This window comes from Candidatus Bathyarchaeota archaeon, from assembly GCA_018396705.1.
Taxonomy (GTDB): Archaea; Thermoproteota; Bathyarchaeia; order Bathyarchaeales; family Bathycorpusculaceae; genus DRVP01.
Window position 1 is genome coordinate 1 of sequence record JAGTQZ010000005.1, and the last position, 24,393, is coordinate 24,393.

The following is a 24,393-nucleotide window of genomic DNA, read 5'->3' on the forward strand; positions in this document are numbered from 1 at the left end:
CTCCAGGAGGAAGCGAAGAAAAGATAGCTGAAGTTTGCAGGAATTTGGGCATAGCAGCCATAGAGCATCGAACAGACGAGGATAAGGACGTTAAGCCCTACATACAGCCCATAGAGGTTGAATGGCGCCGTGTAAAGCCTCCGGAACAGTATTTGGCTGTTAGGGACAAGCTTAGGCAGATTCTTGTTGAACGCGTTAAGGGGCTACAAGCCTTAGGCGTTTTAACAGACAAGCAGCCAGCCTTCATTACTAGGCGGGATCTCGTTGAGCTTAACGAAGAATTGCAGCGTAGGCTTGGAGGCGGAGAAGGCGGATACCTATACCAGCTTAAAGTGGAAGCAACAGCAGCCCTAAGCATAGCCCACATGATAGAGCTAATAGAATCCCAAGGCCCAGAAACTCTAGAAGCGTTCATTGAAAAGTCTCTAAGGCGTATGGCTATGGAGGGAAGCAAAGGCCACAAATCAATCCTAAACGATCCGCTTTTTATAGAGGCTAGAAAAGCGCTTAGAAGTTGCATGGCAACACAAAACCCGAAAGTAAATGAGCTTGTCAAAGTTTTGGAGGCGCAGCTTCAAGCCAAGCCTGACTCGAGGCTTATCGTTTTTACACAGTACCGCGACACGGTAAACACTCTTCTAAAAAATCTAAACAACAATTCTAGGCTTAGGGTTGAACGTTTCGTTGGTCAAGGGGAGAGGGAAGGCGACCCTGGAATGAGCCAGGAACAGCAGCGTGAAGTGCTTGAAAAGCTTAGAAGCGGAGAAACAAACGTTTTGGTGGCTACAAGCATAGCTGAAGAAGGCCTAGATATTCCGGAAGTGGACCACGTAGTTTTCTATGAGCCTGTTCCAAGCGAGATACGCTACATACAGCGCAGGGGCAGAACAGGAAGACGAGTAGCAGGAAAAGTAACAATCCTAATAGCTGAAGACACTGTTGACGAGGCCTTCTACTGGTCAAGCATTTCAAGAGCAAGAAAAATGAAACGAATAATAAGCCAACTAAACAGGAAACTGCCAGAACTGCTAAAGGAGAAAGCCACGCCAACCATAACCCTAATGGACTACCAGCCCCAAACAAAGCAAGCCCCAATAAACACCCAAACACTTCAGTCAGAAGTAGCTACCCTTCCAAGAAAAGAGCTTTGGAAACCACAAACAATACAGACGAAAGGCATAAGCCAAGCCATGAAATGGCTTATGGAAAACCTCCCAAACCAAACAATCCCAATAGAAGAAATAGTCAAACAAGCCTACGAAGAAGAAGGCCTGGAAAAGGCGGCTGTAGAAACAGCCATATGGCGACTAACACAACAAGGCCAAATATACCAGCCAGAACCAGGAAAAATAAGAAAACTCTAAAAAGGACTCACTTAATTATTTAATTGCATACGGTCCGGCCCACTATGTTGTGTAAACGCAATAAATGCAGACGGTTTATTGTTGCTGTTCTATGGGACTGAAACGTAAAGGTAGGAGTTATATTCATTGTTTAGTGTGCAGTCGAATAGATAGATGGGTTCTAAATATTCTTGTTCAACTCCAGGGGCATATGCATGATATGCAAGTTCAATACTGTTAATTGTTATACAGTCAACTACTTCCAATATTTTCTCTGAAGTGAGCCTCTTTAAAGCATCTTCAAGAGTTATAACCCTAGTTTTTCCCTCAACCTCAACATCCTTCCAGAACAATTCGGCACTAAATATTCTTCCACCCTTTCCGATCGCCACACCAAAATCAGCACCCGGTCCCCATAACTTATAGCCATCAAACTTAAGCCAAAAGCCCACACTTGGACCGAAATTCTGCTCTTCCTTAACAGTTCCGTTCGGAAAGAACACCTTACGAGAGCCAGCCCATCCGACTTCTCTAAATTCTATCGACATAAGCGGATTCTTCGGCCAAAGTCCATAAGTTCTCATCTTTTCTAAAAAGTTCTCAGCAATCTTTCTGGCTTCAGACCATGTTCCTTCAAATGTAAAGCCTTTCAGATTTTCCTCTGTTTCTTCAGTGGAATAACTGATCCCTCCTGACTTATATATTGTTAATACCTTTCCATCACCCACAACACTAAAGGTCTTAGGTCCCTCTACAACCTCACCGAAAACACCAAAAAGATCTCTTGCTATATTTTTACCACAAAATCCTTAGTGATCGTTGAATGCATAACAACCTTTAAACGAGGCACCTCGCTTGGAAAGCTTGTAAGTGAACAGTTTAAGTTGACTTTTAAACTTCCACCCAATGAGCCCGAAGAATTAAAATTAAAAGGCAAATACTTTAGCGTAAACAATATAGCTACACAAGTTAACGCCAACACTACCATAAGCGCAGCCGACAACACAACTTTCATTAACCTCTTCATATCTCCTTACCTCTTGTCATATACCAAATCTATAAGAATGCCATCGGGAAGCACTGTGCCAAATCCGGGCAGATACTCCTCGTAACTGTATGTATGTACTACGCCGTTGATCGTAACCTTTGCAGACAGCCATGCCCCATATATATACCCGATGGCTGAGTATCTTTAGTGGCTCTCTTCCATGCATCTGCTATTTTCTGTGGTGGTAAAGGCACGTATGGATTCTGGCCAGTCAGATACGGTGCAAAAATAAACCCCGTATTTTCTTCAGGATAAGCCCCTCGATCATATGCTATTGTATGGAAGCCCGTTACTATGTGAATTCCTTTAAAAACTGGTTCAAACCACCACTTAATTTGGTATTCGTCGAGGCACTCGCATGCATGAAGGACTATCCACTCTAGGTCCTGATCTCCCCATTCGGGCTTCGTAATGCCAGTCTACTCTCCACTCAAAAACTCCATCCGCATCGTGATTTGTCCCGAATAGAAAGAATGTTTTAGCTCCATGACCGTAGAAGCATGCAAAGTCTACTCTGTCGATCCACACGTAATCAAATCCACCTACGGCGGGTTTCTCAAAATCAGACTCCCAAGCCATGTCATTGCCAAAATGAAAGCCACTTCATCCTATATTTATCAACAGTTGGTAAAATTGTTCAGCATTATCATCAGCATAATTAAGATCCGATACTGGCCAGCCAGCTTCTCTTGCCTTTGAATAATCGCATATCCACTCAACGCCAACCTCTTTAATGTTAGAGTCGTCCCGTCCGGCACGTACGTTAGGTATATTGCATATTATAAAATCAAAATCAACTAAGACTATTATTTCTGTGGCAATCAAATAATTAACGGACCTCACACCCTGATCTTCAGATTGTCCCTTTAGTTAAAGGGGTAATGGCATCTAATAAATTTTTGTTATAAACCAAATTCTATGATCGTAATGTCGATCAAACTATACATTTGAAAGTTGTTTAAACTAGAGATGAAACTCGCTCAATTTTTAATTGCACATGGTTCGGCCCACTAAATTAATGTCTAAGTGTTATTTCCTTGACAACCGCAAGTGTTAAATATTGTTTGAAAATGCAGCTACATGGTGTAGGCATTTATTTTATCTGAGGTTACGCTGCAATTAAATGTTTTAGCAGGATTTCAGAGCTCGGCTTTTTCACCGTAAATTAATTGATGAGCCTTGGGTTGATGTTTCGCATAGTTTTTCCACAGTATGCCATGCTAAGTTTACAGATCGTATACTATCCCCGGAATCTTGGGAAATGGTTGCACTTCGCCTATATGCCTGGCTCCAACTATCCAAGCTACAAGTCTCTCTATGCCTATTCCGGCACCGGCAGATGGACATATTTTGTTCTCTTTTGCTAACTGTAGAAACAATTTGAAGTTTTCTTTTCTCACTCCATCCCTGTCCAGTTTCTTAACGATTTTATGATATTCCCATTCCCTTCTTGACCCAGATAACACTTCGCCGAACTTTGGAAGGAAGAGGTCATAGTTGTCCCATTTGCCCGTTTCAAAGTCCTCAAAGTCATAGAATTCCCTGGGAATATTTACAACCCAAAATGGTTCATTAGCTTCTTGTACCACTGCTCTTTCCCAATTGCCGCCGTATTTTTCCTCGAGTTCTTTCATTTCGTAAACTTTGAATGGCGCGCTTGGCACTTTCAGGCAATTATACCTTCCTAGACAGTCTAGTTCCTCCCGCAAAACTTTTCGTAAGCTTCCTAGCAGTCCACATAAAATTTCCTCCACAAATTTTCTTATGTCGTCCGAAGTGGCGCCTTTTATCTCAAAGTCAAGTTGCGTGAATTCATAGGCGTGGATCCCAGTGTGGACTCTATCCTTCCTTTCAATTCTAACATTTGGTGAAAGTGTAAAAAGCTTAGGATACGCCAATGAACAGGCAACCATTTTGTGGACAATCATGCTTAGGGTGGGTCTAACTATTTCCCCGTAAATTTCCACCTCTATTCTCTTTTCTATCGAGGATCCTGGATCAGGCCATAGGGGATCTGTTGATTTTGAAAAAACCACAGGCAACAACCACTGAAAACCATTTTTAACGAATTCTCTAGTTAAGTAACTTAAAGTATTAGTCATAACCTTGCCTATGACAATTTTCCTGCGGAGCTCATCCGCTGAAAGTTCTTCCAGAGGTTTTGGAACATAATGTATTTCTGTTTGCAAGGTTTCGCGCCTTCGTGCATAGAGTGTTTGTTGAAAATTTTTGGAAAGTTCTATATAAATTTTTTATGAATGAAAATAAACTTTATTCTAAAAAGTTAATTTTAAAAGGCATATTCATGTAATATTTGCAATATTGCATTTGAATCATCCCGCTATAAGATGCTTTTGATTCAGATTGATTGCCATGGGAACTTTTAGGTTATAGGACTATCTCCACCCTCTGACCATTGAAGCCCCCCGTAAAGTCACATGGTTCCCGTTGAAACAGTAGGTCTGTTGAAAAATAATCTGAAAAGGGTTAGGATTCTTTTCCAGACGATAAGGCTGAGAGAACACTTAAGGACATTTATGGAATATTGAAGGGGTACTCTTAAATTTTTGATTGCTGATATTAAGCTGAGGAAGGCTGGTGATTGTATGTCTGTTCTCTGGAGCAGCAAGCCTTTTATGAAGAAAACCCTTGTCAAATTTGTCATAGTTTTCGTGGTTGTTACCATCATCTTCTTGAGCCGTGCGTTTCTTTATGTTCCGCTACTCATTCCGATCTGGCTTGTTTTCTGCTTTGTATTCTTCCCGCTTTACTATTTCAACAAGAAAGCCTACACGTATTCTATAACTGAAAAATCTGTCCGCATAGAGAAGTCATGGTTTTTCGGAAGCTATTCTAGAGAAATAACTTTCGACCAGATTAGGGACGTGCACATAATGCAAGGACTTTTAGCAAGAATATTCAATTGCGGCTCATTGGTGTTCATAACAACCACAGGGCTTGAAGTTGGATATGTAGGTGGAGGAGCAGCTGTTGGAAAAGGCATAATGGTTGGAGGGGGAACAGCCACACCCACCATAGTTAAGAGCAAAAGTAACATGTTCTGGGATATCCTTGAACCATCCAAAGCCAGAGAAATCCTAGTGAGCAAAATAACTGAATGGCGTGAAGTCTTCCAACAACAGAAAATTGCAGCATCGGTGGAAAAGATAGCTGAAAAAACCATTTTGCGAACACTGCATCCGCAACAATCTCCAGCCGCGACTGTGCCAGCGGAAACCATAGTAGACCAGCTTGAAAGGCTTAAAAGACTGCTCGACATTGGGGCGATAACGAGAGAGGAGTATGAAAAGGCTAAGAAAAAGCTGTTAGAATAGCACATTTTGCTTTACTAGTTATTTTCGCCATAGTTTATAATCCGAACAAAGAGATATTAGGTTGTGGCAACATTACTATTTCTGATTTAATTGGAGGTGATAAAATGGCGAGGGTGGCGCGGGAGATGGTGGAGAAGGCTGGGATAAATGTTGATCAGTTGGTTGAGTTGCTTGTGAAGAATGCGGCGGCGGAGCTTACAACTTACTATTATTACACGATTCTGAGGTGTAATCTCATCGGGCTTGAAGGTGAAACTATAAAGGAGATTGCGGAGGTTGCCCGTATTGAAGATCGCAACCATTTTGAGGCGCTTGTGCCCCGCATATACGAGTTGGGAGGTAAACTGCCAGAAGACATGAAAGTTTTTCATGATATGTCGGCGTGTCCGCCGGCTAAACTGCCAAAGGATCCAGCCAATGTTAAGGAAATGCTAAAGGTTTTGGTGGAAGCAGAAAGATGCGCTGTAAGGGGATACACTCATATTTGTAATATGACCGCAGGGAAAGATCACCGAACATACGACCTGTCCTTGGCGATTCTAAACGAGGAAATCGAGCATGAGTCTTGGTTCTCTGAATTTTTAGGCGAAGGCCCGTCTGGACACTTCATGCGTAGAGGCGAAACCTCACCATTCGTTTCAAAATTCCTGAAATAGATGAGCCGCATACCAGCCACTATAACCACCTTTTTATATACACAGCAATATACTTTTCATAATGATCCGTGTTGAAATATGAGCTCAGAGGCTATCTGGTTTGGTTCAGCAGCTAGTATGTTAGCAGGTGTGGCTACTGGTGCGGGAGCTCTTCCAGTGTTGTTTGTTAGAAATTTTTCAGATAGGTTGTTGGATGTGATGCTTGGATTCTCTGCTGGGGTAATGCTTGCTGCAACATTCTTCAGCCTTCTAATTCCAGCCATAAGTGTTGGCGGCATATGGGTTGCTGTTCTCGGAATCGTTTTGGGCGCTATGGTCTTGCACTTAGCAGATCGTCTTGTTCCCCATTTTCATCCAGCATTAGGTGAAGAAGGGCATCCCTCCAAACTTTCGAGAGTCTGGCTTTTCACGTTAGCTGTTACAATTCACAATTTTCCCGAAGGCTTGGCGGTTGGAGTAAGCTTCGGAACAGGAGACATAGCCGCCGGGCTTGTAGTTGCTGTGGCCATTGGACTTCAGAACATGCCTGAAGGCTTGGCGGTTGCACTGCCCATGTTAAGAGAGGGATACAGCAAGCGAAAGTCTCTTGGATACAGCACATTAACTGGCTTGGTTGAGCCTATTGGAGGATTGTTAGGTGTTGCGCTTGTATCTGTTTTTCATCAGTTTTTGCCTTGGGCGCTTGCCTTCGCCGCTGGGGCTATGCTCTTTGTGGTAAGCGATGAGATAATACCGGAAAGCCACAGAAAAGGTTTTGAGAGACAAGCAACTTTCGGCCTTGTAGTAGGCTTTATCGTTATGATGCTGCTCGACTCGCTGTTCGCATGAAGGTAGGATTAAAATGAAAAAGTTTACACCAAAGGAACTCGCCAAATATGACGGCAAAAACGGAAAACCAGCTTATATAGCATACAAGGGAAAAGTTTACGACGTGTCAACCAGTTTTCTATGGAAGAACGGGAAACATCAAGCTCTCCACATAGCCGGTGTGGATTTGACAGAAGCATTGAAGCAAGCACCTCATGGCGAAGATGTTCTTAAAAGGTTCCCTGTTGTTGGAATTTTACGTAAAAAGCAAAAATGACGCCCAACCAATAGCTAATTGTCATTTTATATGCTGGTTGTTGTGCAAAATGCTTTTACATTTGGTTTCACGCTATTCTAACAGAGTTTGAGGTTAACCACGTCTTGAAAGAACAGCCTAGAAACGCTTTTGACCTTTTAGTCAAGCCTGTTCGCCGCTTGATTGAGCAGAGGGGATTCTCAAAACCAACAGAGCCGCAGGAAAAGATCATTCCGCTTATTCTTGAGGGGAAGACTGTCCTGCTTATTTCACCGACAGCTACTGGCAAGACTGAAGCCGCTTTTCTACCAGTTTTAAGCATGCTTTTACAGGAGCCTCAGCCTCCAGGTATAAAAGTGCTTTACATCACGCCTTTGAGGGCTTTAAACCGTGATATGCTGGAGCGCCTAGAATGGTGGTGCAACAACCTAGACATCAAGTTGGCAGTTAGGCATGGTGACACGGAGACACGTGAGCGTGCAAGACAGGCGCGAAGCCCACCGGATATTTTAATTACGACTCCAGAGACATTGCAAGCTATTTTAGTCGGTTGGGTTATGAGGAAGCACTTGCAGCACGTGCGTTGGGTGATAATTGACGAAGTACATGAAATGGCAGACAGTAAACGGGGAAGCCAGCTTGCCCTAAGCCTTGAAAGGCTACGCGCCATAGTCGGAAAAGACTTCCAAGTTATAGGGTTATCCGCTACCATTGGCAGCCCAGAGAAAGTTGCCCAGTTTCTTGTTGGAAACGGCCGTTCAGTGGAGATTGTGCGGGTTCCGGTTGCCAGAAAAATGCGTTTGAAAATCCTTTATCCAAAGCCTAAGCCTGAAGATTTTGAGCTAGCTGAAAGACTTTATACGCATCCCGAGGTCGCGGCTAGGCTCAGGGTTATCCGCGACTATATTAGCCGCCACCAGTCTGTGCTACTTTTCACGAATACTAGGGCTATTTCGGAGGTTTTGGCAAGCCGCTTTAAGGTTTGGGATATAGACTTCCCAGTCTCTATACATCATGGCTCTTTAGCTAAGCCCTCACGTATAGCCGCTGAAAAAGGCCTAAAAAATGGTGAACTCAAAGGACTAGTTTGCACAAGTAGCCTTGAACTTGGTATAGACGTGGGCCGCATAGACTTGGTCATTCAGTACATGAGCCCCCGCCAAGTTACAAGGCTAATACAGCGGGTTGGCAGAAGTGGCCACAGAATAGGCCACATAGCCCAAGGAGTAATCATCACCATGGATTCCGATGATACTTTGGAGGCGTTAGCTATAGCAAGACGCGCTTTGAAAGAGGATTTAGAGCCTGTTGATATTCCACCGAAGCCCTACGACGCTTTAGCGCACCAAATTGCAGGGCTTCTCCTAAAACAAAAGAGGCTGGAGTTTGGCGAGATCCTTGAAATGTTTAGGAAAGCCTATCCGTATATGGATTTAACCATGGAGGATATTGAAAAAATTTTACGGTATATGCATGACCGTTTTCCAAGACTGGCTTGGGTTTCCTTCGAGGATAAGGTCGCTTTAAAACCGCGGAGGACAAGGGCACTTTTTGAATACTATTTTGATAACTTGTCCATGATTCCAGAAGAGAAACAATATTTGGTGATTGATGAGACAGCAAACTCGGCTGTGGGCATTTTAGATGAGGCTTTCATGGCGGAATATGGTAAACCCGGAATAAAATTCATAATCCGCGGAAGCCCGTGGCGAATCATCCACATTTCAGGCGACAAGGTTTACGTCAAACCAGTAGACGACCCAACCGGGGCGATTCCAAGCTGGATAGGCGAAGAAATTCCTGTGCCTTTTGAGGTAGCTCAAGAAGTCGGCGCAATAAGAGGCTTTGTTGAAGAACAAATATGCAAGAGGGTTTCACCCGAAGAAGTTGCTGCTAAGCTTAGCGAACAGTATCCAGCCGACAAGGAAACCATTTTGGATGCTTTGGCTGAAACCGTTGAACAAGTTTCCGCTGGACTGCTTGTTCCAACAGATAAGCGAATAATAGTTGAGAGTTGGGAAGATTTCGTAATTGTTCATTCTCATTTTGGCTCTCTTGTTAATAGGGCTTTAGCCCAACTTATTGGGCAACTGCTCTCCGAAAGGATTGGTTATAGCGTTGTTGTTCAGCATGATCCATACCGCATATTCATACAAACCATGTGCGCAGCGAGCGCCGACCAAATAGTCGAGCTGATCAATGAAATGGCTTTTATGGAAGAACAAAATGTTAGAGATAGCCTAACAAGAGCCACGGTTAAGACCGGGCTTTTTAAGAGACGCTTGATTCATGTGGCGAGACGCTTTGGCGCGCTTGAAAAGTGGGCGGACTTTAGTAATGTAAGCCTCCAAAGACTTCTCAAAAGTTTCGAGGGAACCCCAATATTCGAAGAGGCCCTAAAAGAGGTTTTCCTCAAAGACTTGGATGTTAAAAGGCTTGTCCAAGTTTTGGAGAAAATACGCAAGGGCGAAATAACAGTAGAAAAAGTTGAAACCAGTGGCACAGCCACACCAGTCGCGCGGGTTGGCATTGAACGCGTAAGCATGAAAACAGATTTGATTCCACCCGAACGGATGCATGCCGTGCTTGTCGAGTCTGCTAAGGCAAGGTTATTGAACGAGACATGTGTATTCATCTGCACAAACTGTTGGAGCTACGCTGACATGATACGCATCAAAGACTTACCAGCGAAACCCAAATGTCCCAAGTGTGGATCTGAAGCTTTGGGGCTTCTGAAAGAGGAAGAGGAAAAAGTTTTGCCACTCATCGAGAAGAAAGGCGAAAAACTGACTAAAAGCGAAGAAAAATTACAAAGACAGGCTGTTCAAACCGCCCGCTTAATAGAAAAGTATGGAAAAGCAGCTGCGGTGGCCCTCTGTGCCAGAAAAGTTCAACCCCAAGACGTGAAAGAAGTTCTTGAAAAGAATACACGGCTTGATGATAAATTTTACGAGCTTGTCTTAGAAGCAGAACGCAAAGCCATAAGCAAAAGATTCTGGTGAAAATTCAAGAGACTTACAACAACTTTTAAATGGGAGACTACGTTAATCTGGGTGAGCAAAGTAGCTCTCTAGAAGTGTGGAGATAAGAATTTGGAGATAAGTCGAAGAAGACTCCGTGAAGAAGTCTTGAATAGGATCAAGTATGTGAAAAACTGTGTTTTGGCAAGGGAGCTTTGCCTACTAATTCGCACAAACAGAGCTGTCTTAGAACCTAAAGATGTGCAGGAAATCTGCCTCTACATTTCAGGCTTATGCAGGGAAGAGGGATGCGAAGAACCTAGCGAGCTTTGCCGCAAGGCAGCCGAAGCTGTTGGCTCCGGAGACGAGGAAAAATATTTAGAGCTGTGCGCCCAAAGCGCCATGAAATGCGGTGAGTCTAGAAGACCAACGCCAAAAAGGGAAACCTACGTGGCCTAGAATCAGAAAATTTTAAAAATTAGAAAAGAGACACTGCTAAATCCGGAAAAGGGAGGCTTCCCAAACTGTTCATAGCTCCTTACGTCCCAACACCCTTACCAGTCGTCCGTCACATGCTTATTCTGGCACAGCTAAAACCCGGAGAAGTATTCTTTGACCTAGGTGCTGGAGACGGTAGAACCGTTATAATGGCCGCAAAAGATTTTGGAGCAAGAGCTGTCGGTGTTGAACTCCGCGAAGATCTTGCTAAAAAAGCCTTAAGCAGCGTTTATGAAGAGGGCCTTCAAGACAGAGTAACCATAGTTAACGGCGACATGTTTAACGTTGACCTATCCTCAGCAGATGTTGTATTTCTGTATTTGACGACAAGCGCCAACGAGAAGATAAGGCCAAAACTCGAAGCTGAACTTAAATCCGGTGCTCGAGTAGTTTCTCACGACTATGAGATTGTAGGTTGGAAACCCCTCAAAGTTGAGAATTTCTGCGAAAACCCGAAACTGGGATATCCATCCCACACCATCTACCTATACAGAAAAGGTTGACAAAATCTTAGAAGCTTAAATTATCTGCGTGACTGGCAAAATAACTTTTAAATTCAGGCGTGTTTCCTTCAAAGATTGATACAAAAAGAGCATCGTGGGAGCCAATGCAGGAAATGTTGTTTGTTCCATGGCAGCATGTTGCAGACTGGAGATGTAACACGTGTGGTTTATGCTGCAAAGCCTACAGTGTAGTTCTAAACTTCCAAGAATGGCTAAACATAGTTAAAAACTTTGGAGTGGAAACGACAGCCACAGGCTTAAACAAGCTTTATTTGAGGCGGAAAAGCGACGGCTCATGCATATTTCTCTATAGACTTTCAAACATGCACTTGTGTGGGTTACAACATATGAAACCTATAGCATGTAAACTCTGGCCCTTTAAGATTCTAACATCTCCAAGATATGGATATGCAAGAGAAGCTGCCTATCCATATCTTGGCAAACTTCTTTACGTTTACGTGGACTCAACGTGTACTGGACTGCGGTACGGAAGGCCAACATGGGAGTTTGCAAACTATACAATCAAAGAGTTTATAGAAATTGCCATCGGAACCCGCAAAGAACAAAGCAAAAGCACAGCAAACATAAGCTTGGTCCAGCAACCACTCTCCTTGCGAAGAATCTTCTAAAAAAGCTTGCATGGCTTGCACATAATTTTGTTTTACACCCAACAGCTATTTAAATAGATTGTATTGGGAAGCGTTCATACTGCAACTCATACAGTTTTCTAAGCTTCTCAATAGTGTCTATTTCCTCAACCGTTTTGTCTATTCTAAACCGCACTATTTTCGGCACGCGCAATGCATAACCGCTCGTGTACTCATCTGTCTCTTGAATCTCTTGATACGTCACCTCCACAACCACCATTGGTTTCACGAATACACCCTCATCGTCTCCAACCGTTTTTGTCCTCTCGATGATTGTTGTGAGGCCCTCCATGGTTTGCTCCGGCAAGTTAGAGACTTTACCGATGGTGTAGAGTTTACGCTCTTTGGAGTCGCGCACCGCCAGCAGGAAAGACGAGTACAGGCCTGCACGTTTGCCCTTTCCATACAAGGCTTTCACGATTGTGCAGTCTATGGTGTCACGTTCAGGTTTTAGCTTTAGCCAAGTGTAGGTGCGTTGCCCAATCTCGTAGGGCGAATTCAAGTTTTTAACTACGATGCCCTCATAGCCCCTCTTTAGAGCCTCATCGTAAAAGCGCATCAACTCAACCTCGTTTTGGCATTCAAAACCTTCAGCCAAAAACTCCGGTGGAACAACTTCCAAAAGGTATTTGCGCCTCTCGGAAAGTGGCAACTCGATGAGCTCTTTCCCGTTTAAGAATAGAATATCAAAGGCTCCGTAAGTTACGCGAACCTTAGCCATTCTTTCGGCAAGCTCTTTAGATGTGAGTTCCCTTGGCACTGTTCTTTCAAGCATAGCCTGGAAGGGTAAAGGGTTGCCGTTCTGGTTCACGGCGAAAACTTCACCGTCTACAATACAGCTTTGAGCCTTGAATGTTTTGGCTATCTCTATAATTTCGGGAAGCGTCTGCGATTTCTCTACGCCGCGCCTTGAGAAAAGCCATATCTGAGTGCCCCACTTGTGCACTTGAAGACGACTTCCATCAATCTTGTACTCAGCCCTAACCGGGTAGACAACCCTATCCGGCTCGTAAAGGTGGGCCAGTTGAGGTTTAATGAACTGGCCTGGGCGAATCTTCACCTCTGCAAGTTTAAGCAGTCCTTCAGAAGCCAAACTTATACCTTCAGCTAAACCAACGATAGCGCAGGCGCTTTGAATAAGCTCCACTGGAACATTGTATGCCTTGGCTGCAGCTCGCATAACCGTGCTCGCGTGATAGCCAAGCTTCAAGTCGCCCAAAAGTAGCCTAACAATGTACTTTGCCTCTAAGGGCGTACTAATCCGCAAGAGACTAGAGACATAAAGCTCGCGTTCTTTAACGCCCTTTAATTTTGGCAGGAACCTAATAGCCTCATAGATCTCGTTGACGGAAAGGGAAGCTTCCATAGGCTTTTTAAGGAGATATGCAACCTCACCGTGTTCGCCATAATCTATCATGAGCTTTTTAACCTCGCTTAAGGGAGCACCTGTAGCAAGACTTATACTTCTCTCAACTAGTCCAGGACCAACTTTCAAGCTTTCTTCTGTTAGTATTCCAAGGGCAAAACGAGCCTTAACCTCGAGAGGTAAAGCAGGATCGTGGAAAAATTTGGATAGCTCTGTTTCTTTGCCTTTTTTTCCGCGGAGAACAGCCAAACGCTCGTAAACCTCAACAATTTTCGCGAAAGGCACATCCTTTTTGGGCTGCACACCATCCATGTAGAGGCGTATCAAATAGTAGGGTATGCCAGTCCGCCACTCGATCTGTTCAGGAGAAAAACCAGCTTCAATAAGCCTTAAAACAGCCTCTTTTGGAGAGCCATACGCCTCAATCAACTCTTTTATGGTCGGCGGCTTAACTATTGACATGGCTCTTGCCAGCTACCCAACTATTTTTCCTCTTCAGATGTTTTACTAAGCGGTTCAACAATCCTTAAGAAACCGTCTTTTGTTATGTCAACCCTTATTCTTCGACGTTCAAAATTGCACATTCTACAGTCCAAAACACGGACTATGCGGACAAAATCGCCTCTTTCAACGCCTAAATCTACTTGCTGGTCATACCAATAGACACGTCCGTAATCCACTATTATTGTTCCATCCAAATTGTGGGCTAAACCTATGCCCCCAGCCATGTCATAGCTATCCCAAACCTCGGAGCTTCGCTGGTTCACATACAAAGCGGTTATGCCATGCACTTGGTTATAGCGGGCCAACTCCATGACACGGTATTTGAGGGCGCCGCGATAAGATTCAAGCACCGTGACAGAGTCGATTATGGCTAATTCAATTTTCTCTTTTTCAGCTACATAGCGGTATGCTTCGGCGAAGGTGTTCCAGTCACGGAGCTCCGGATAAGCCACCGTATCCAAAACAAAAAGGTTTTGCCGTATTTTCTCCCAGTCCAGGCCTAAAATGTCGGCTTTTTGTTTAAGTCTAGACTGCAAATCAAAGCGGGGTGTAGCGCTTTTCCAAGTATCTTCAGCTGTCGCGTAAAGCACCCTTCTGCCAGAAGCTGCTACTCTTACGGCTATCTCCTCAACAAGAATTGATTTGCCGGCGCCGGGCAAACCTGTTATGGCAAATTGTCCACAAATAGGGATGCCGCCTAAACCTTTCCCCTCCGGCGTCAAAAACAGGTTATCTAGAAAAGTGCCTGTTGAAAAACCCAGCAAAGGCTTTTTTGCTTCAACAGCCTCATCTGGCCGGAGCACGAAAGCCTCAAGTTTCTCTTTTCCTTCGCGGATTTCTGCTGTCATGGGTTTTGTGGCAAGCTCCCACTCGTCTGCTGGCATTCTAGCGGTTTTCATAGCCTCGGCCAGTGTCTGCGCCATGGCCCTAACTAGACTTTCAATTTCAGGAGCCACAACAGCAGTTTCAGCTTTTGGAATAGGCCCTTCAACGGGTTTTATTGTCGGAGTTTCCATAGGTGTTTTCTCAATAAATTTAGGTTTCACCTCCTCCGTGAGCGCCCACAATTCACCCTTCCGTTCCACAATTCCCTTATTTTTCAAAGTTTGAAGAATCGCATAAGCTGAGTTCGGTCCATATTTTGGGATACCTAACCCTTCAGCAATTTCGCTTAGAGAAGCCCCAGCCTCCCGTGTTTTGAGAAATTCAACTACATCTTTTTCCTCCACCATAACTGTCCCAATTAAGTATCTGCGACCAAAAGTATAAAGATTCAGTTTATGCTATTTGGCCCTTGGCTTGTTGTTGACGTTTTTCTATCACAAGCCTCTCGCCGTCAATTCTCACAGTCACGTCCTCTCCAACTTTGAAAGGAAAGCTCGTATCCGATGAAACCTCTTTTGGTATGTAAATGAAAATTTTATGATACCTCTTACCTCTGTCTACAACCTTGCCTTTCCCTTCACCAGTCATAGGCGCCTACGCGCCCCATCATTCAATATAAAGTTTAATTGTGAATATAAAATTTTTAAGGGACTTCACGATGCCGCTTTAATTTCGAATTCGCAGTACGGATCACCCATGGCGATGCATTTCGTTTCCTTAACTTCCACGTCCTTTCCGAAAAATCGAGCAAATATTCCGGCAATTGCGCCTCTATAAAATTGGCTTTGCGGCTTTTCTTTTTTACTCAATTCACATTCATAACTCTGGTAAATCCGCAGTTTTGCGCGTCCCTTTTCCGTATCTATTTCCACCTTGTCGATCACGCCCCAACCGAGGGTCATGTTCATGGCTTTAGCAACTTCAATCACGTCTTCGAGCTTGTTTGATTTTACAATGTCCATATAATCATCAAAGATTTCGGCACCCATACTGAAGCCCTGATAATAAAGCATGGCTTCGCCAGCTGTTCCAAACTTTTCCCTTACGCCGTTGAAAAGGGCTTCATAAACACTTCTTCTAAAAACAACAGCCCTTTCACCAGCGGTGATTAATGGGAAGAAATAGTTGTCAAAGATTACACATTTTCCTTGAGGCTTTATTATTTTCACATTTTTGACAAAATCGTAGCTCTTCTTGAGAATCTCCAAAGTTTCCTCAGGGGTTACTTTTGCTCTTGAAAAATCTAGAAAGGATATAACGTTTACTGCTGGTTTGCCAGCATCCTCCATGGAAAACTGTATGTAACGGATTATTATGCCAAAACTCTCTGCCAACTCAGCCAATTTTCTAAGGTTCCCCTTCTCTACCCTTGATTCGATGGCGAAACCATAAATTTTCTGTTTTTCATCGAAAACCATAACCCTTCCGATGTTTAACGGTTTAAAAGTCTGCCTAGACGTTTCGTTACACCCTCCTCGTACAACGTCGTTTAGGTGGGTGCACGAAATTACCACCTTGGGTGACTACTCAAAATAGTCACCCAAAACAAATAAAAACCTTGCTCATCCAAGATTCTTAACCATTAATTGAATTTAAAGAACACCTTTACCCTCAAATTATAAAAACCAGAAAAACAGCCACTAAATATTAAACAACAGCAGCAAATAGGGTGAGATAAATGAAAGTTGGAATTTCAATGCTACACTGCCTAAGCGAACCCTTCAACAAAATGCTCAAATACATAACAAACACGGAGGTCACCCACGTAGAAATAGTTGACGATGGCCTTCATGCTCTAAACAAAAGAAAAACCTTAAAGCTGAAAGAGGTTGGAAAACGCTACAACCTACAGTTTTCCGTTCATGCACCCTTTGCAGACATAAACATTGCGTCACCGTCCAAATTCTTGTTAAACGCTATGATTAAGCGATTAGAAAAATCCATACACTTTGCAAGCCTATTGGAAGCGCATGTTTGGGTTTTCCATCCGGGCTTGAAAACAGGCATAAGCATGTTTTATCCCGAGCTTGACTGGATTCAAAACTGTGAAACTGCAAGGATACTTTACAAAATTGCGCAAAAAAATGGTGTAGAAATAGCCATAGAAAATGTTCCAGAGCCTTACCCCTTCCTAATGAAGAGCGTAGAACACTTCAAAAAATTCTACGAAGAAGTCGACGTAGGAATTGGTTTAGCTCTCGACGTTGGACATGCAAACCTAAACGGGCAGATAGAGCTTTTCCTTAAAACTTTTTCAAACAAAGTTGTGCATATTCATGTCCATGATAACCGCGGGAAGGAGGATGAGCATTTAGGCATAGGCTACGGAACTGTGAATTGGAGGAGGTTTGTAGAAATTCTAAAAGAAACGTCTTACAACAATGTTTTGGTGATTGAATCTATCGAAAAAATTACTGAAAGCATCAACAACTTGAAATCAATACTGGAGTAGAAAATATTGAACATTGAATTTTGACATAAATTCTATGAATAGGATTAGACCTTTGTCCCGCAAATTAAAAAGATATTATAAAGAGAGTAAGTTGAGTTCACGCTTTTTCTCTTCAGTGGGTATCCCGTCCTTGTTCCATCCTCTGAGCTTGTAGTAGTCATCCAGCATCTTGTTTAGCATTTCACGAGTTACAATTTTGCCCTTCGAGGGGCCATCTGGATGCGGTTGCTCCATTAAACGTTTGGGAAGAGCATCATCCCTCCTTGTTATTCCCTCCCTAACGTTGAACATCCTCGTCAGGTTGAGTATTCTTTCTCCGACCATTATGAATCGTTTTCCATCCATATTCATTCCAGTGACGGCGTTTAGTATTTCAGCGGAATACTCGGGAAGCCATGGAACAAAATGCGTCCAGAATATACAGTGAATCAATGTGTCGTTTGCAGCGTTTAACTCCTCGGTTTCTTTGACGCTTTTAGCTTTGTTTTCTATGCTAAACCTGTCCAGCACACCACCTATTTCCAGACCAAGGGTTGCCGAGTGGGTGTGGCAAGCCCCCCTATCACCTATCGACAACGATAAAGCGTGTCCCCAGAAAGCTCTAGGATCCCACGCTGGACATTCTAAACCTTTCACGTGAGATGCATAGTACTCTGCCTCTTTGCCTAGTTTTTCAGCCATTCTTTTTGAGCCCTCAGCCAGTATATCTCCGAGACCAGTTCGTTCTCCAACGCTTTTAACTAAATTGATTAAGGCTTCTCCGCTTCCAAAACCAATTTTAAGTTTTCCAAGGTTTTCGGCTTTCAATATTCCTTTTTCACAAAGCATCATAGCAAGGGATATAACAGAGCCGGTTGATATAGTATCCATCCCGTATTGATCACACAAGCACGCAGCATAGGCGACCGTTTCGAGGCTGGATACACTGCAATTTGCGCCTAACAAGCATATTGATTCGAACTCGGGGCCGTCAAGTTTAGTTCCGGCATATGGGCCGCTCTTGATTTCACATATTTTACGGCAGCCTATAGTGCAACCGAAACAAGACGCTCTTTTAACGACAAAGTTCTCTTTCATGTATTCTCCGCTTAGGCTGTCAGCTCCCTCAAAGACGCCAGTAGTGTAGCATTTAACAGCCCAGCCTCCAAGGGCATTTGCAACGCCTACGAAGCCTGGTGTTCCAAAGTTTGGCAAAACCTCCGCTGTTGCAGGATTTTTCTTAATCATATCCTTAATGTTCTTGTAGGCTTCCTCCAGTTTTTCAGGGTTAACCACGGATGGTTTAGACGTTCCACTTACGGCTATTGCCTTCAACCTTTTTGAGCCAAGAACTGCTCCGGCACCACCTCTTCCAGCATCTCTTCCCTCATCATGTATAACTGAGGCGAACCTTACAAGTTTCTCACCGGCGGGCCCTATACGCGCTACACTTGCCTCTTTCTCGCCTATCTCCTCCTTAACCATAACCTCTGTTTCGTCTGTCATCTTTCCCCAAAGATGTTCAGCCTTTCTGATTTCAATTTCGCCGTCATGTACCCATAGAAAGACTGGTTTCTCTGACCTACCCTCTATTATAATTGCGTCGTATCCTGAAAATTTCAGTCTGGCACCGAAAAACCCACCAGCGTAAGTGTCTAAGAACAGTGATGTCAAGGGCGACTTTGTTATCACAACATGCCTCCCTGCAAATCCAGACGCTGTAGTCCCTGTCAGAGGACCCGTTGCGAAAATCACTTTATTGGATGGATCAAAAGGGTCAATCTTAGGCTCCACGGAATTGTAGAGAAAGTATGCGTATCCCTTGCCTCCAATAAACATGTCCACGAAGCTTTTCTTCAGCTCTTCCACAACAACCTTTTGCCGAGACAAATCCACCCTTAAGATCTTACCCATATATCCGCCATACTGGATAGTCATAATCAACCCTTCCCGCTTTCAGAGATAGAACAAGTTTAGAGTATATACAGCTTATATGTTTTGCCTTAAGTCACCATGGAAATAAAAGCAAATTCTACTCTCTGCTACGTCACAAGAAAAAAGAATGAGAAAGTAACGTATCTAGATTTTGATACCAAAAATTTTGGCCGCATTTTTGCTAAATATTTTTTCTAACTCTTCATCTGTAAAGATATCCGTCAACAACAATTGCAACAGGCCGAAAGATATCTGCGATATTCCACCTATGTCTCCTCCATATAATATTCGATCAGCTCCGAGCGCTTTCGCAGTCAACCATGTTTCATCCTCTGGAATCCACAGGGCCGTATCTACGTATAAGTTTTTGAGTCTTTTACAGAATGGCAAATGCTGAGCCAATTGGCCAACCTCAACATGGGGATGGGCACTAATAAATGTCAAGTTCGGAAAGCGTTCCGCCAACTCGCCGAGTCTCCAAGGCTCTCCGGGGATAACGACATGCGTATGCGCCATAACAATAGCTCCCGGGTATTTTGACAACTCTTTTAATATTTTAACGATCAGTGGATGGTTAAGATAGGTACCCTGGTACATCATGTAAAAGGATAGCCCCTTAAGCCCAAGATCACCCATTATTCTGTGAACTTCTTCTATCGCTTTATCAACCTCATATGGGTCTACAATCCCCAAACCGCATGGAAACCTATCAGGATATTTCTCGACGGCCGCTGCGATAGTGTCATTTTGCCGCATAGTATCCTTAATGCCATTGGGAGCAGGATAACCAACTAGAGGGGATATTACCGCCATATCTGTCCCGTTATAATCCATCCTTTTAATGAGGTCCTCAGGAGTTACTTTTATGTACTCTGGCAGGAATACCCCGACACCCACTGTTTCACCAATGTGCGCATGCACATCGATTATAAAGAATTTTCTTTGTAGTTTTTTTATAACCTCCTTATTTAGAACACCCAAATTTTATCACCTTTTAGTGTTATAGGCAGTTAACGGATTTAAGATTTATCGTACTAACAATTCCGTAATCTGTTTGTGTCATATGAAGGACGGCATGATTTCTTTAGCAAATTTCTTGGTTAGTTCTAAATACTGCTCTGGTTTAGTAGACGGTGCTATCTCAACCACAACGTATTGACAGCCGGCGTCTGAATACCTTTCTAAACGTTTGATGTCAAAATCTAATTCACCTAAAACTCCAAAAGTAAAATTGCGTCCATCCCTTCCAAAATTCCGCAGTAGCTTCTTGATTCGCTCAACATATACGCTGTATTCTTCTGGACTAGATATTCCTTTAGAACCAATATCAAGAACCCATTCCCACTTAAAGGTGTGTGGTATCCACCCATCAAAGTACTTTGCGGTGACTTCTATCATGCGGGTTCGTTGCGCCCCAGACCACAAAGGCGGATGTGGTTTTTGAACTGGTTTGGGCATTAGTGTCGCATCGACCAGTGTATAATACTTCCCTTTAAATGTAACTTTTTCTTCACTCCAAAGCTTAAGCATTATCTGAAGTCCCTCTAGAAATTTCTCAAATCTGACTCGTGGTTCATCTAAAATGCCACTGGGCGAATAATTCACGAATTCATCTCGATAGTATCCGGCACCTAATCCAGCGATGGTTCTACCATTTGACAATATGTCAACCATTGTTATAACTTTGGCCAACTGACTCGGGATCCATCGAGGTATTGGACTTACCATACTTCCAAGCCGAATCCTAGTGGTTTTAGCAGCAACATATGAGAGCGTAGTCCACGTGTCTACAAGCTTGTCTGAAGGAAACGGTGGTGATGGGAATGCGTAATGGTCGGGTATTAGAATAGCGTCGTACCCCAGATTTTCAGCTGTTTGGGCCCATTTTTCAAGCTCTTCTAGTTTTGTCCACCATACGCAAGGGGCAGGGCTTATGCCAAACTTCATTTTCGGTCCCCAAGGTTACGTGTTACTCGCTACACACCGGTCCACATTTTTTCATAAAAATTAAACAAGCTCTCTTTGGTTATTTCTTTTGGATTCCAATTTATTTCGAAGAGGCTCTTTTCAAGGAAATCTTTGACTAGTTCACCAATTTTATCCTTTTCAATACCATATTCCCTCAAACTAGCCTTCAAACCGAATTCCTTGACTCTATTTCTGACCCATTGAACAGCTCTATTAGCAGCCTCCTCTTCGCTGAGCCCGGACACGTTTTCGCCCAATGCAGATGCTATCATCGCGAGTTTTTCTGCTGCAACTGGCAAGTTGTATTCCATAGCGTATGGCAAAGCAAGAGCGCACGCCTCTCCATGTGGAATATGCATTTTCTCGCCTAGGCGCATGGCAACTCCGTGTCCAATAACTAGGCCAGTGTTTGTGAAGGCTAACCCCGCAATCATTGCAGCAATAGCCATTCTTTTTCTTGCTTCAATGTTCCAACCTTGGTGATAGGCTATTCTGAAGTATTTACCGATAAGTCTGATGGCTCCTAGGTTTAAAGTGTCCGTGAACTCATTGGAATCCACAGATAACATTGATTCTATTGCATGGCTTAAAGCGTCGAAACCAGTGTTGGCTGTCACCTTACAAGGCATAGTTATAGTTAACATAGGGTCTACAATTGCGACGTCAGGGAGAAGCAACGGACTATGTATTATTTTTTTCTCTCCCTTACTTGTGAGTATGCAAAAGGCTGAAACCTCGCTGCCAGTCCCAGCAGTTGTTGGAGATAAAATCAGATTTAATCTGCGCTCAATTTTTCCCGATCCAAAATAATCCTCGATGGTACCTGGATTTACAGCCATTACGGCCGTCGCTTTGGCAATGTCAAGGGTGCTACCTCCTCCGATCCCTATAACGATATCAAAGTCTTTATCTTTTGAGAAAGACAAAGCTTTATTCAGTGCTTCGACGCTCGGTTCAGGCTCAATATCATCAAATATGTGGTAGCGTAGTCCATTCTTCTTTAAAAGTTCTTGAACTTTACTTGCAATATTCCCTTTAGCAATGATGGGATCCATTATCAAAAGCGCTTTTGAACCTAATTTCTTTGCTTCCTCACCGATTTTTTCAACGGAATTCACACCAACTATTACCTGTTTTGGCAAGATTATGGTGTAGGACCTCAATGATGGTATACGTTTTGCAAATTCCGAATTCATATTAATCAATCCTCCTTGGGTTCTTTTAAGTTTTAACCCGACGCTTAAAAATTTTCTCCAAAACAAAATTTTTAATTAACTTCTAACAGTTCCAACTGTTAAGCGTGTTCCTCTTCCAGCTACTTGCGAAGTACAACCTTATAAGGATCTAAACTTCTTAATATTGCTAACTCTTTATCTGTCGGTTCCTGTGTGGTTTCAACCTTATCGGGGATTTGTATGGGGAAACTACTATTTTCTTGTACATCTTTAACACTTACGTTGGGATGTACTGATATCAATTTCATTTTCTTGGTTTCTTTGTCAAACCCGTAGATTCCCAGCTGTGTGACAACTCTCCATGGTCCGGTATTGCGGGGTAATCCTACCTTTTCCCTTGCACCCGGACCAGTGAGGTACCCTGGTGTTGTTAGGAAATCAAGTTTTCTTACAAAACGTTGTTTGTCTTGTTTCATCAATACTATCGTTTTCCAGCATAGAGAGCCAAAGTCGTTTGCTCCGCCGCTTCCTGGAAGCCTAACTTTGGGCTTTTCATAGGGTCCGATGACGGTTGTGTTTATGTTTCCATACATATCTATTTGAGCAGCCCCGAGGAAAGCGTATTCACCATAGCCGGCCTGAATAAAACACATAGTGTAGTCCATACTGGCTGCCATAATAGCTTTATGAGTGGTCATCGAATCACCTACGGAGAGAGGTATTGTTGGGGGTTTATCTGGACACATACCTCCAGCTTCGTAAATGATAGCTAATTTTGGAGCGTGGGTGCATTTGGCAAGAAGTGCAGCAAGTATTGGCATGCCTGTACCGGTGAAAACTGTTTTGCCATCTTCTAAGAGTCTTGAAGCTGATACTATCATCATTTCGGTTAATGTATATTTTGGCTTTGACATCGCATTCACCCTCCGTTCAAGATGTAACCCATGGATAAACGAATTTTGCTCTTCCTTGTTCAAGCTTCTTGAGGTAATTCAGCTTCTTTATACCTCCAACAAGCTCAAGGTACTGATCAAAATCAGAAACACCGTAAACATATTTATCAAAGTATTCTTTTGTTCCCTCTTCTGTTCGTGTCATTTTTAAGTATTCAGCGATGTGTTCTTCGTCAAAGTAGTAGCGGTTTGGCATATTGCATGGATGGCAACCAAAAGGTGCTTCAACAACTGCATCTACGTAGAAGTATGGTATACAAGTTCGCCATGGTTCCTCCCTAATTTTTTCATGCGGGATTATTTCCTCAGTGGTTATTATTAGTCTTTTAGCGGCTCTTGCAAGTTCAAAATCCTCTACCAGTATGCCATCTATTTGACAGTTGCCATATTCATCGCATCGATGAACGTGTATTATCGCTACGTCCGGAAAGCATGCGGGAATGAGGCATATAGGTCTACCAGTGAAAGGATCCTTAACAATTTTTGCTGAACTATGCTTGAATGTGTCGGTACCCATCATTATATAAGCTGGAATCCAAGGTAATCCTGAAGCTGCAGCTTTAAACCTCCATTGAAGTGCAGCGTTGCTCCATTCTGCAGCAACCTTAACTCTACCAGTTTCAACAGCTCGTCTAGAAGCCGGTGACAAGCCACGCATTTCGTGTCCAAAGGAATAGCCAGCTTCTACTTTACTTACGCACCCAGCTGCAATAAGACAGTCAAGGTCATGCACTGACGTTTTTCCTGCAACTATTAAATTCCTCTTTCTTTGCCTTATGATTTCGTATATTGCCACCATTGAAACTCGTACGTGACCAAAACCACCTGATGCAATGTAACTACCGTCCTGCACGAACTTTGATATTGCTTCACGAATATCCATAACCTTGCTTTCCATCCTAGAACTTTTATTCGCTCTAACCCACGCACGATGCTCCTCGGGATCAACCCAACCCAAAAGCTCAGCCTTGCCTTCTTCGATAACTTCCATATGAATCCCCGTGCTCAGAAAGGACACACTGGATGGTTATGAAATATTTAAGCGTTACGTGATTGATGCAGCTGAAAATGAATTTTTATTATAAAAGAAAGAAAAATGTCTTTTTATTAGAATTTCTGGATC

Annotated in this window: 24 protein-coding genes; 10 read left to right on the plus strand and 14 right to left on the minus strand. The window is 43.2% G+C overall.

The features are described 5' to 3' along the window. Positions 1-1,364, plus strand: a 1,364-nt coding sequence (locus KEJ24_06275) for a hypothetical protein (protein ID MBS7647422.1), incomplete at its 5' end; no start/stop codon positions are given. Between the two features lie 89 nt (positions 1,365-1,453). Here KEJ24_06275 and KEJ24_06280 read toward each other — a convergent pair. The 4 genes from KEJ24_06280 to KEJ24_06295 all read right to left on the minus strand — a co-directional run bounded on the left by KEJ24_06280 (position 1,454) and on the right by KEJ24_06295 (position 4,580). Then, complete coding sequence (locus tag KEJ24_06280) at positions 1,454-2,071, minus strand: hypothetical protein (protein ID MBS7647423.1); 618 nt, start codon at positions 2,069-2,071, stop codon at positions 1,454-1,456. A gap of 650 nt (positions 2,072-2,721) precedes the next feature. After that, on the minus strand, positions 2,722-2,970 hold the full coding sequence (locus tag KEJ24_06285; protein MBS7647424.1) for a hypothetical protein: 249 nt from the start codon (positions 2,968-2,970) through the stop codon (positions 2,722-2,724). A gap of 24 nt (positions 2,971-2,994) precedes the next feature. Next, positions 2,995-3,234: a hypothetical protein gene (locus tag KEJ24_06290; GenBank protein MBS7647425.1), complete on the minus strand. Its 240-nt coding sequence runs from the start codon at positions 3,232-3,234 to the stop codon at positions 2,995-2,997. A gap of 383 nt (positions 3,235-3,617) precedes the next feature. Next, entirely contained in the window at positions 3,618-4,580 is a 963-nt protein-coding gene (locus KEJ24_06295) for an asparagine synthetase (GenBank protein MBS7647426.1), read from the minus strand. Positions 4,581-5,285: 705 nt separating this feature from the next. On the opposite strand from KEJ24_06295, the gene KEJ24_06300 reads away from it, so the two are divergent. The 8 genes from KEJ24_06300 to KEJ24_06335 all read left to right on the plus strand — a co-directional run bounded on the left by KEJ24_06300 (position 5,286) and on the right by KEJ24_06335 (position 12,035). Then, positions 5,286-5,726: an SHOCT domain-containing protein gene (locus KEJ24_06300; GenBank protein ID MBS7647427.1), complete on the plus strand. Its 441-nt coding sequence runs from the start codon at positions 5,286-5,288 to the stop codon at positions 5,724-5,726. 104 nt (positions 5,727-5,830) lie between these two features. Then, complete coding sequence (locus KEJ24_06305; GenBank protein MBS7647428.1) at positions 5,831-6,382, plus strand: DNA protection protein DPS; 552 nt, start codon at positions 5,831-5,833, stop codon at positions 6,380-6,382. A gap of 78 nt (positions 6,383-6,460) precedes the next feature. Beyond that, the gene (locus KEJ24_06310; protein MBS7647429.1) at positions 6,461-7,210 is read left to right on the plus strand and encodes a ZIP family metal transporter; all 750 of its coding nucleotides are present in this window, start codon (positions 6,461-6,463) and stop codon (positions 7,208-7,210) included. Between the two features lie 13 nt (positions 7,211-7,223). Beyond that, positions 7,224-7,466 carry a cytochrome B5 gene (locus KEJ24_06315; protein ID MBS7647430.1) on the plus strand — a complete coding sequence of 81 codons (243 nt, stop codon included), beginning with the start codon at positions 7,224-7,226 and terminating at the stop codon, positions 7,464-7,466. A gap of 104 nt (positions 7,467-7,570) precedes the next feature. Then, the gene (locus KEJ24_06320) at positions 7,571-10,447 is read left to right on the plus strand and encodes a DEAD/DEAH box helicase (protein MBS7647431.1); all 2,877 of its coding nucleotides are present in this window, start codon (positions 7,571-7,573) and stop codon (positions 10,445-10,447) included. 90 nt (positions 10,448-10,537) lie between these two features. Continuing rightward, on the plus strand, positions 10,538-10,864 hold the full coding sequence (locus KEJ24_06325) for a hypothetical protein (protein MBS7647432.1): 327 nt from the start codon (positions 10,538-10,540) through the stop codon (positions 10,862-10,864). Positions 10,865-10,929: 65 nt separating this feature from the next. Continuing rightward, positions 10,930-11,406 (plus strand): class I SAM-dependent methyltransferase, encoded by a 477-nt coding sequence (locus tag KEJ24_06330; GenBank protein MBS7647433.1) that lies wholly within the window; start codon positions 10,930-10,932, stop codon positions 11,404-11,406. A gap of 104 nt (positions 11,407-11,510) precedes the next feature. Continuing rightward, positions 11,511-12,035: a YkgJ family cysteine cluster protein gene (locus KEJ24_06335; GenBank protein MBS7647434.1), complete on the plus strand. Its 525-nt coding sequence runs from the start codon at positions 11,511-11,513 to the stop codon at positions 12,033-12,035. Positions 12,036-12,084: 49 nt separating this feature from the next. Here the strand turns inward: KEJ24_06335 and KEJ24_06340 are convergent, their stop codons facing one another. The 4 genes from KEJ24_06340 to KEJ24_06355 all read right to left on the minus strand — a co-directional run bounded on the left by KEJ24_06340 (position 12,085) and on the right by KEJ24_06355 (position 16,226). Next, positions 12,085-13,881: an ATP-dependent DNA ligase gene (locus KEJ24_06340; protein MBS7647435.1), complete on the minus strand. Its 1,797-nt coding sequence runs from the start codon at positions 13,879-13,881 to the stop codon at positions 12,085-12,087. A 20-nt stretch (positions 13,882-13,901) separates the two neighbouring features. Then, entirely contained in the window at positions 13,902-15,155 is a 1,254-nt protein-coding gene (locus KEJ24_06345; protein ID MBS7647436.1) for a helix-turn-helix domain-containing protein, read from the minus strand. A 46-nt stretch (positions 15,156-15,201) separates the two neighbouring features. After that, a complete protein-coding gene (locus KEJ24_06350) occupies positions 15,202-15,396 on the minus strand; it encodes a hypothetical protein (protein ID MBS7647437.1) in 195 nt (64 codons plus the stop codon). Between the two features lie 65 nt (positions 15,397-15,461). Continuing rightward, a complete protein-coding gene (locus KEJ24_06355; protein MBS7647438.1) occupies positions 15,462-16,226 on the minus strand; it encodes a 4-vinyl reductase in 765 nt (254 codons plus the stop codon). 260 nt (positions 16,227-16,486) lie between these two features. On the opposite strand from KEJ24_06355, the gene KEJ24_06360 reads away from it, so the two are divergent. Continuing rightward, positions 16,487-17,260, plus strand: a complete 774-nt coding sequence (locus tag KEJ24_06360) for a sugar phosphate isomerase/epimerase (GenBank protein ID MBS7647439.1) — start codon at positions 16,487-16,489, stop codon at positions 17,258-17,260. A 75-nt stretch (positions 17,261-17,335) separates the two neighbouring features. On the opposite strand, the gene KEJ24_06365 is transcribed toward KEJ24_06360, so the two are convergent. The 6 genes from KEJ24_06365 to KEJ24_06390 form a co-directional block, all read right to left on the minus strand. Continuing rightward, complete coding sequence (locus KEJ24_06365) at positions 17,336-19,177, minus strand: aldehyde ferredoxin oxidoreductase family protein (protein ID MBS7647440.1); 1,842 nt, start codon at positions 19,175-19,177, stop codon at positions 17,336-17,338. A 141-nt stretch (positions 19,178-19,318) separates the two neighbouring features. Further along, a complete protein-coding gene (locus KEJ24_06370; GenBank protein ID MBS7647441.1) occupies positions 19,319-20,155 on the minus strand; it encodes an amidohydrolase in 837 nt (278 codons plus the stop codon). Positions 20,156-20,233: 78 nt separating this feature from the next. Continuing rightward, the gene (locus KEJ24_06375; protein MBS7647442.1) at positions 20,234-21,121 is read right to left on the minus strand and encodes an LLM class flavin-dependent oxidoreductase; all 888 of its coding nucleotides are present in this window, start codon (positions 21,119-21,121) and stop codon (positions 20,234-20,236) included. 29 nt (positions 21,122-21,150) lie between these two features. Then, the gene (locus KEJ24_06380) at positions 21,151-22,338 is read right to left on the minus strand and encodes an iron-containing alcohol dehydrogenase (GenBank protein ID MBS7647443.1); all 1,188 of its coding nucleotides are present in this window, start codon (positions 22,336-22,338) and stop codon (positions 21,151-21,153) included. 119 nt (positions 22,339-22,457) lie between these two features. Continuing rightward, positions 22,458-23,231, minus strand: a complete 774-nt coding sequence (locus KEJ24_06385; GenBank protein ID MBS7647444.1) for a 3-oxoacid CoA-transferase — start codon at positions 23,229-23,231, stop codon at positions 22,458-22,460. Between the two features lie 16 nt (positions 23,232-23,247). Further along, a complete protein-coding gene (locus KEJ24_06390; protein MBS7647445.1) occupies positions 23,248-24,261 on the minus strand; it encodes a CoA transferase subunit A in 1,014 nt (337 codons plus the stop codon). Positions 24,262-24,393 lie beyond the last annotated feature (132 nt).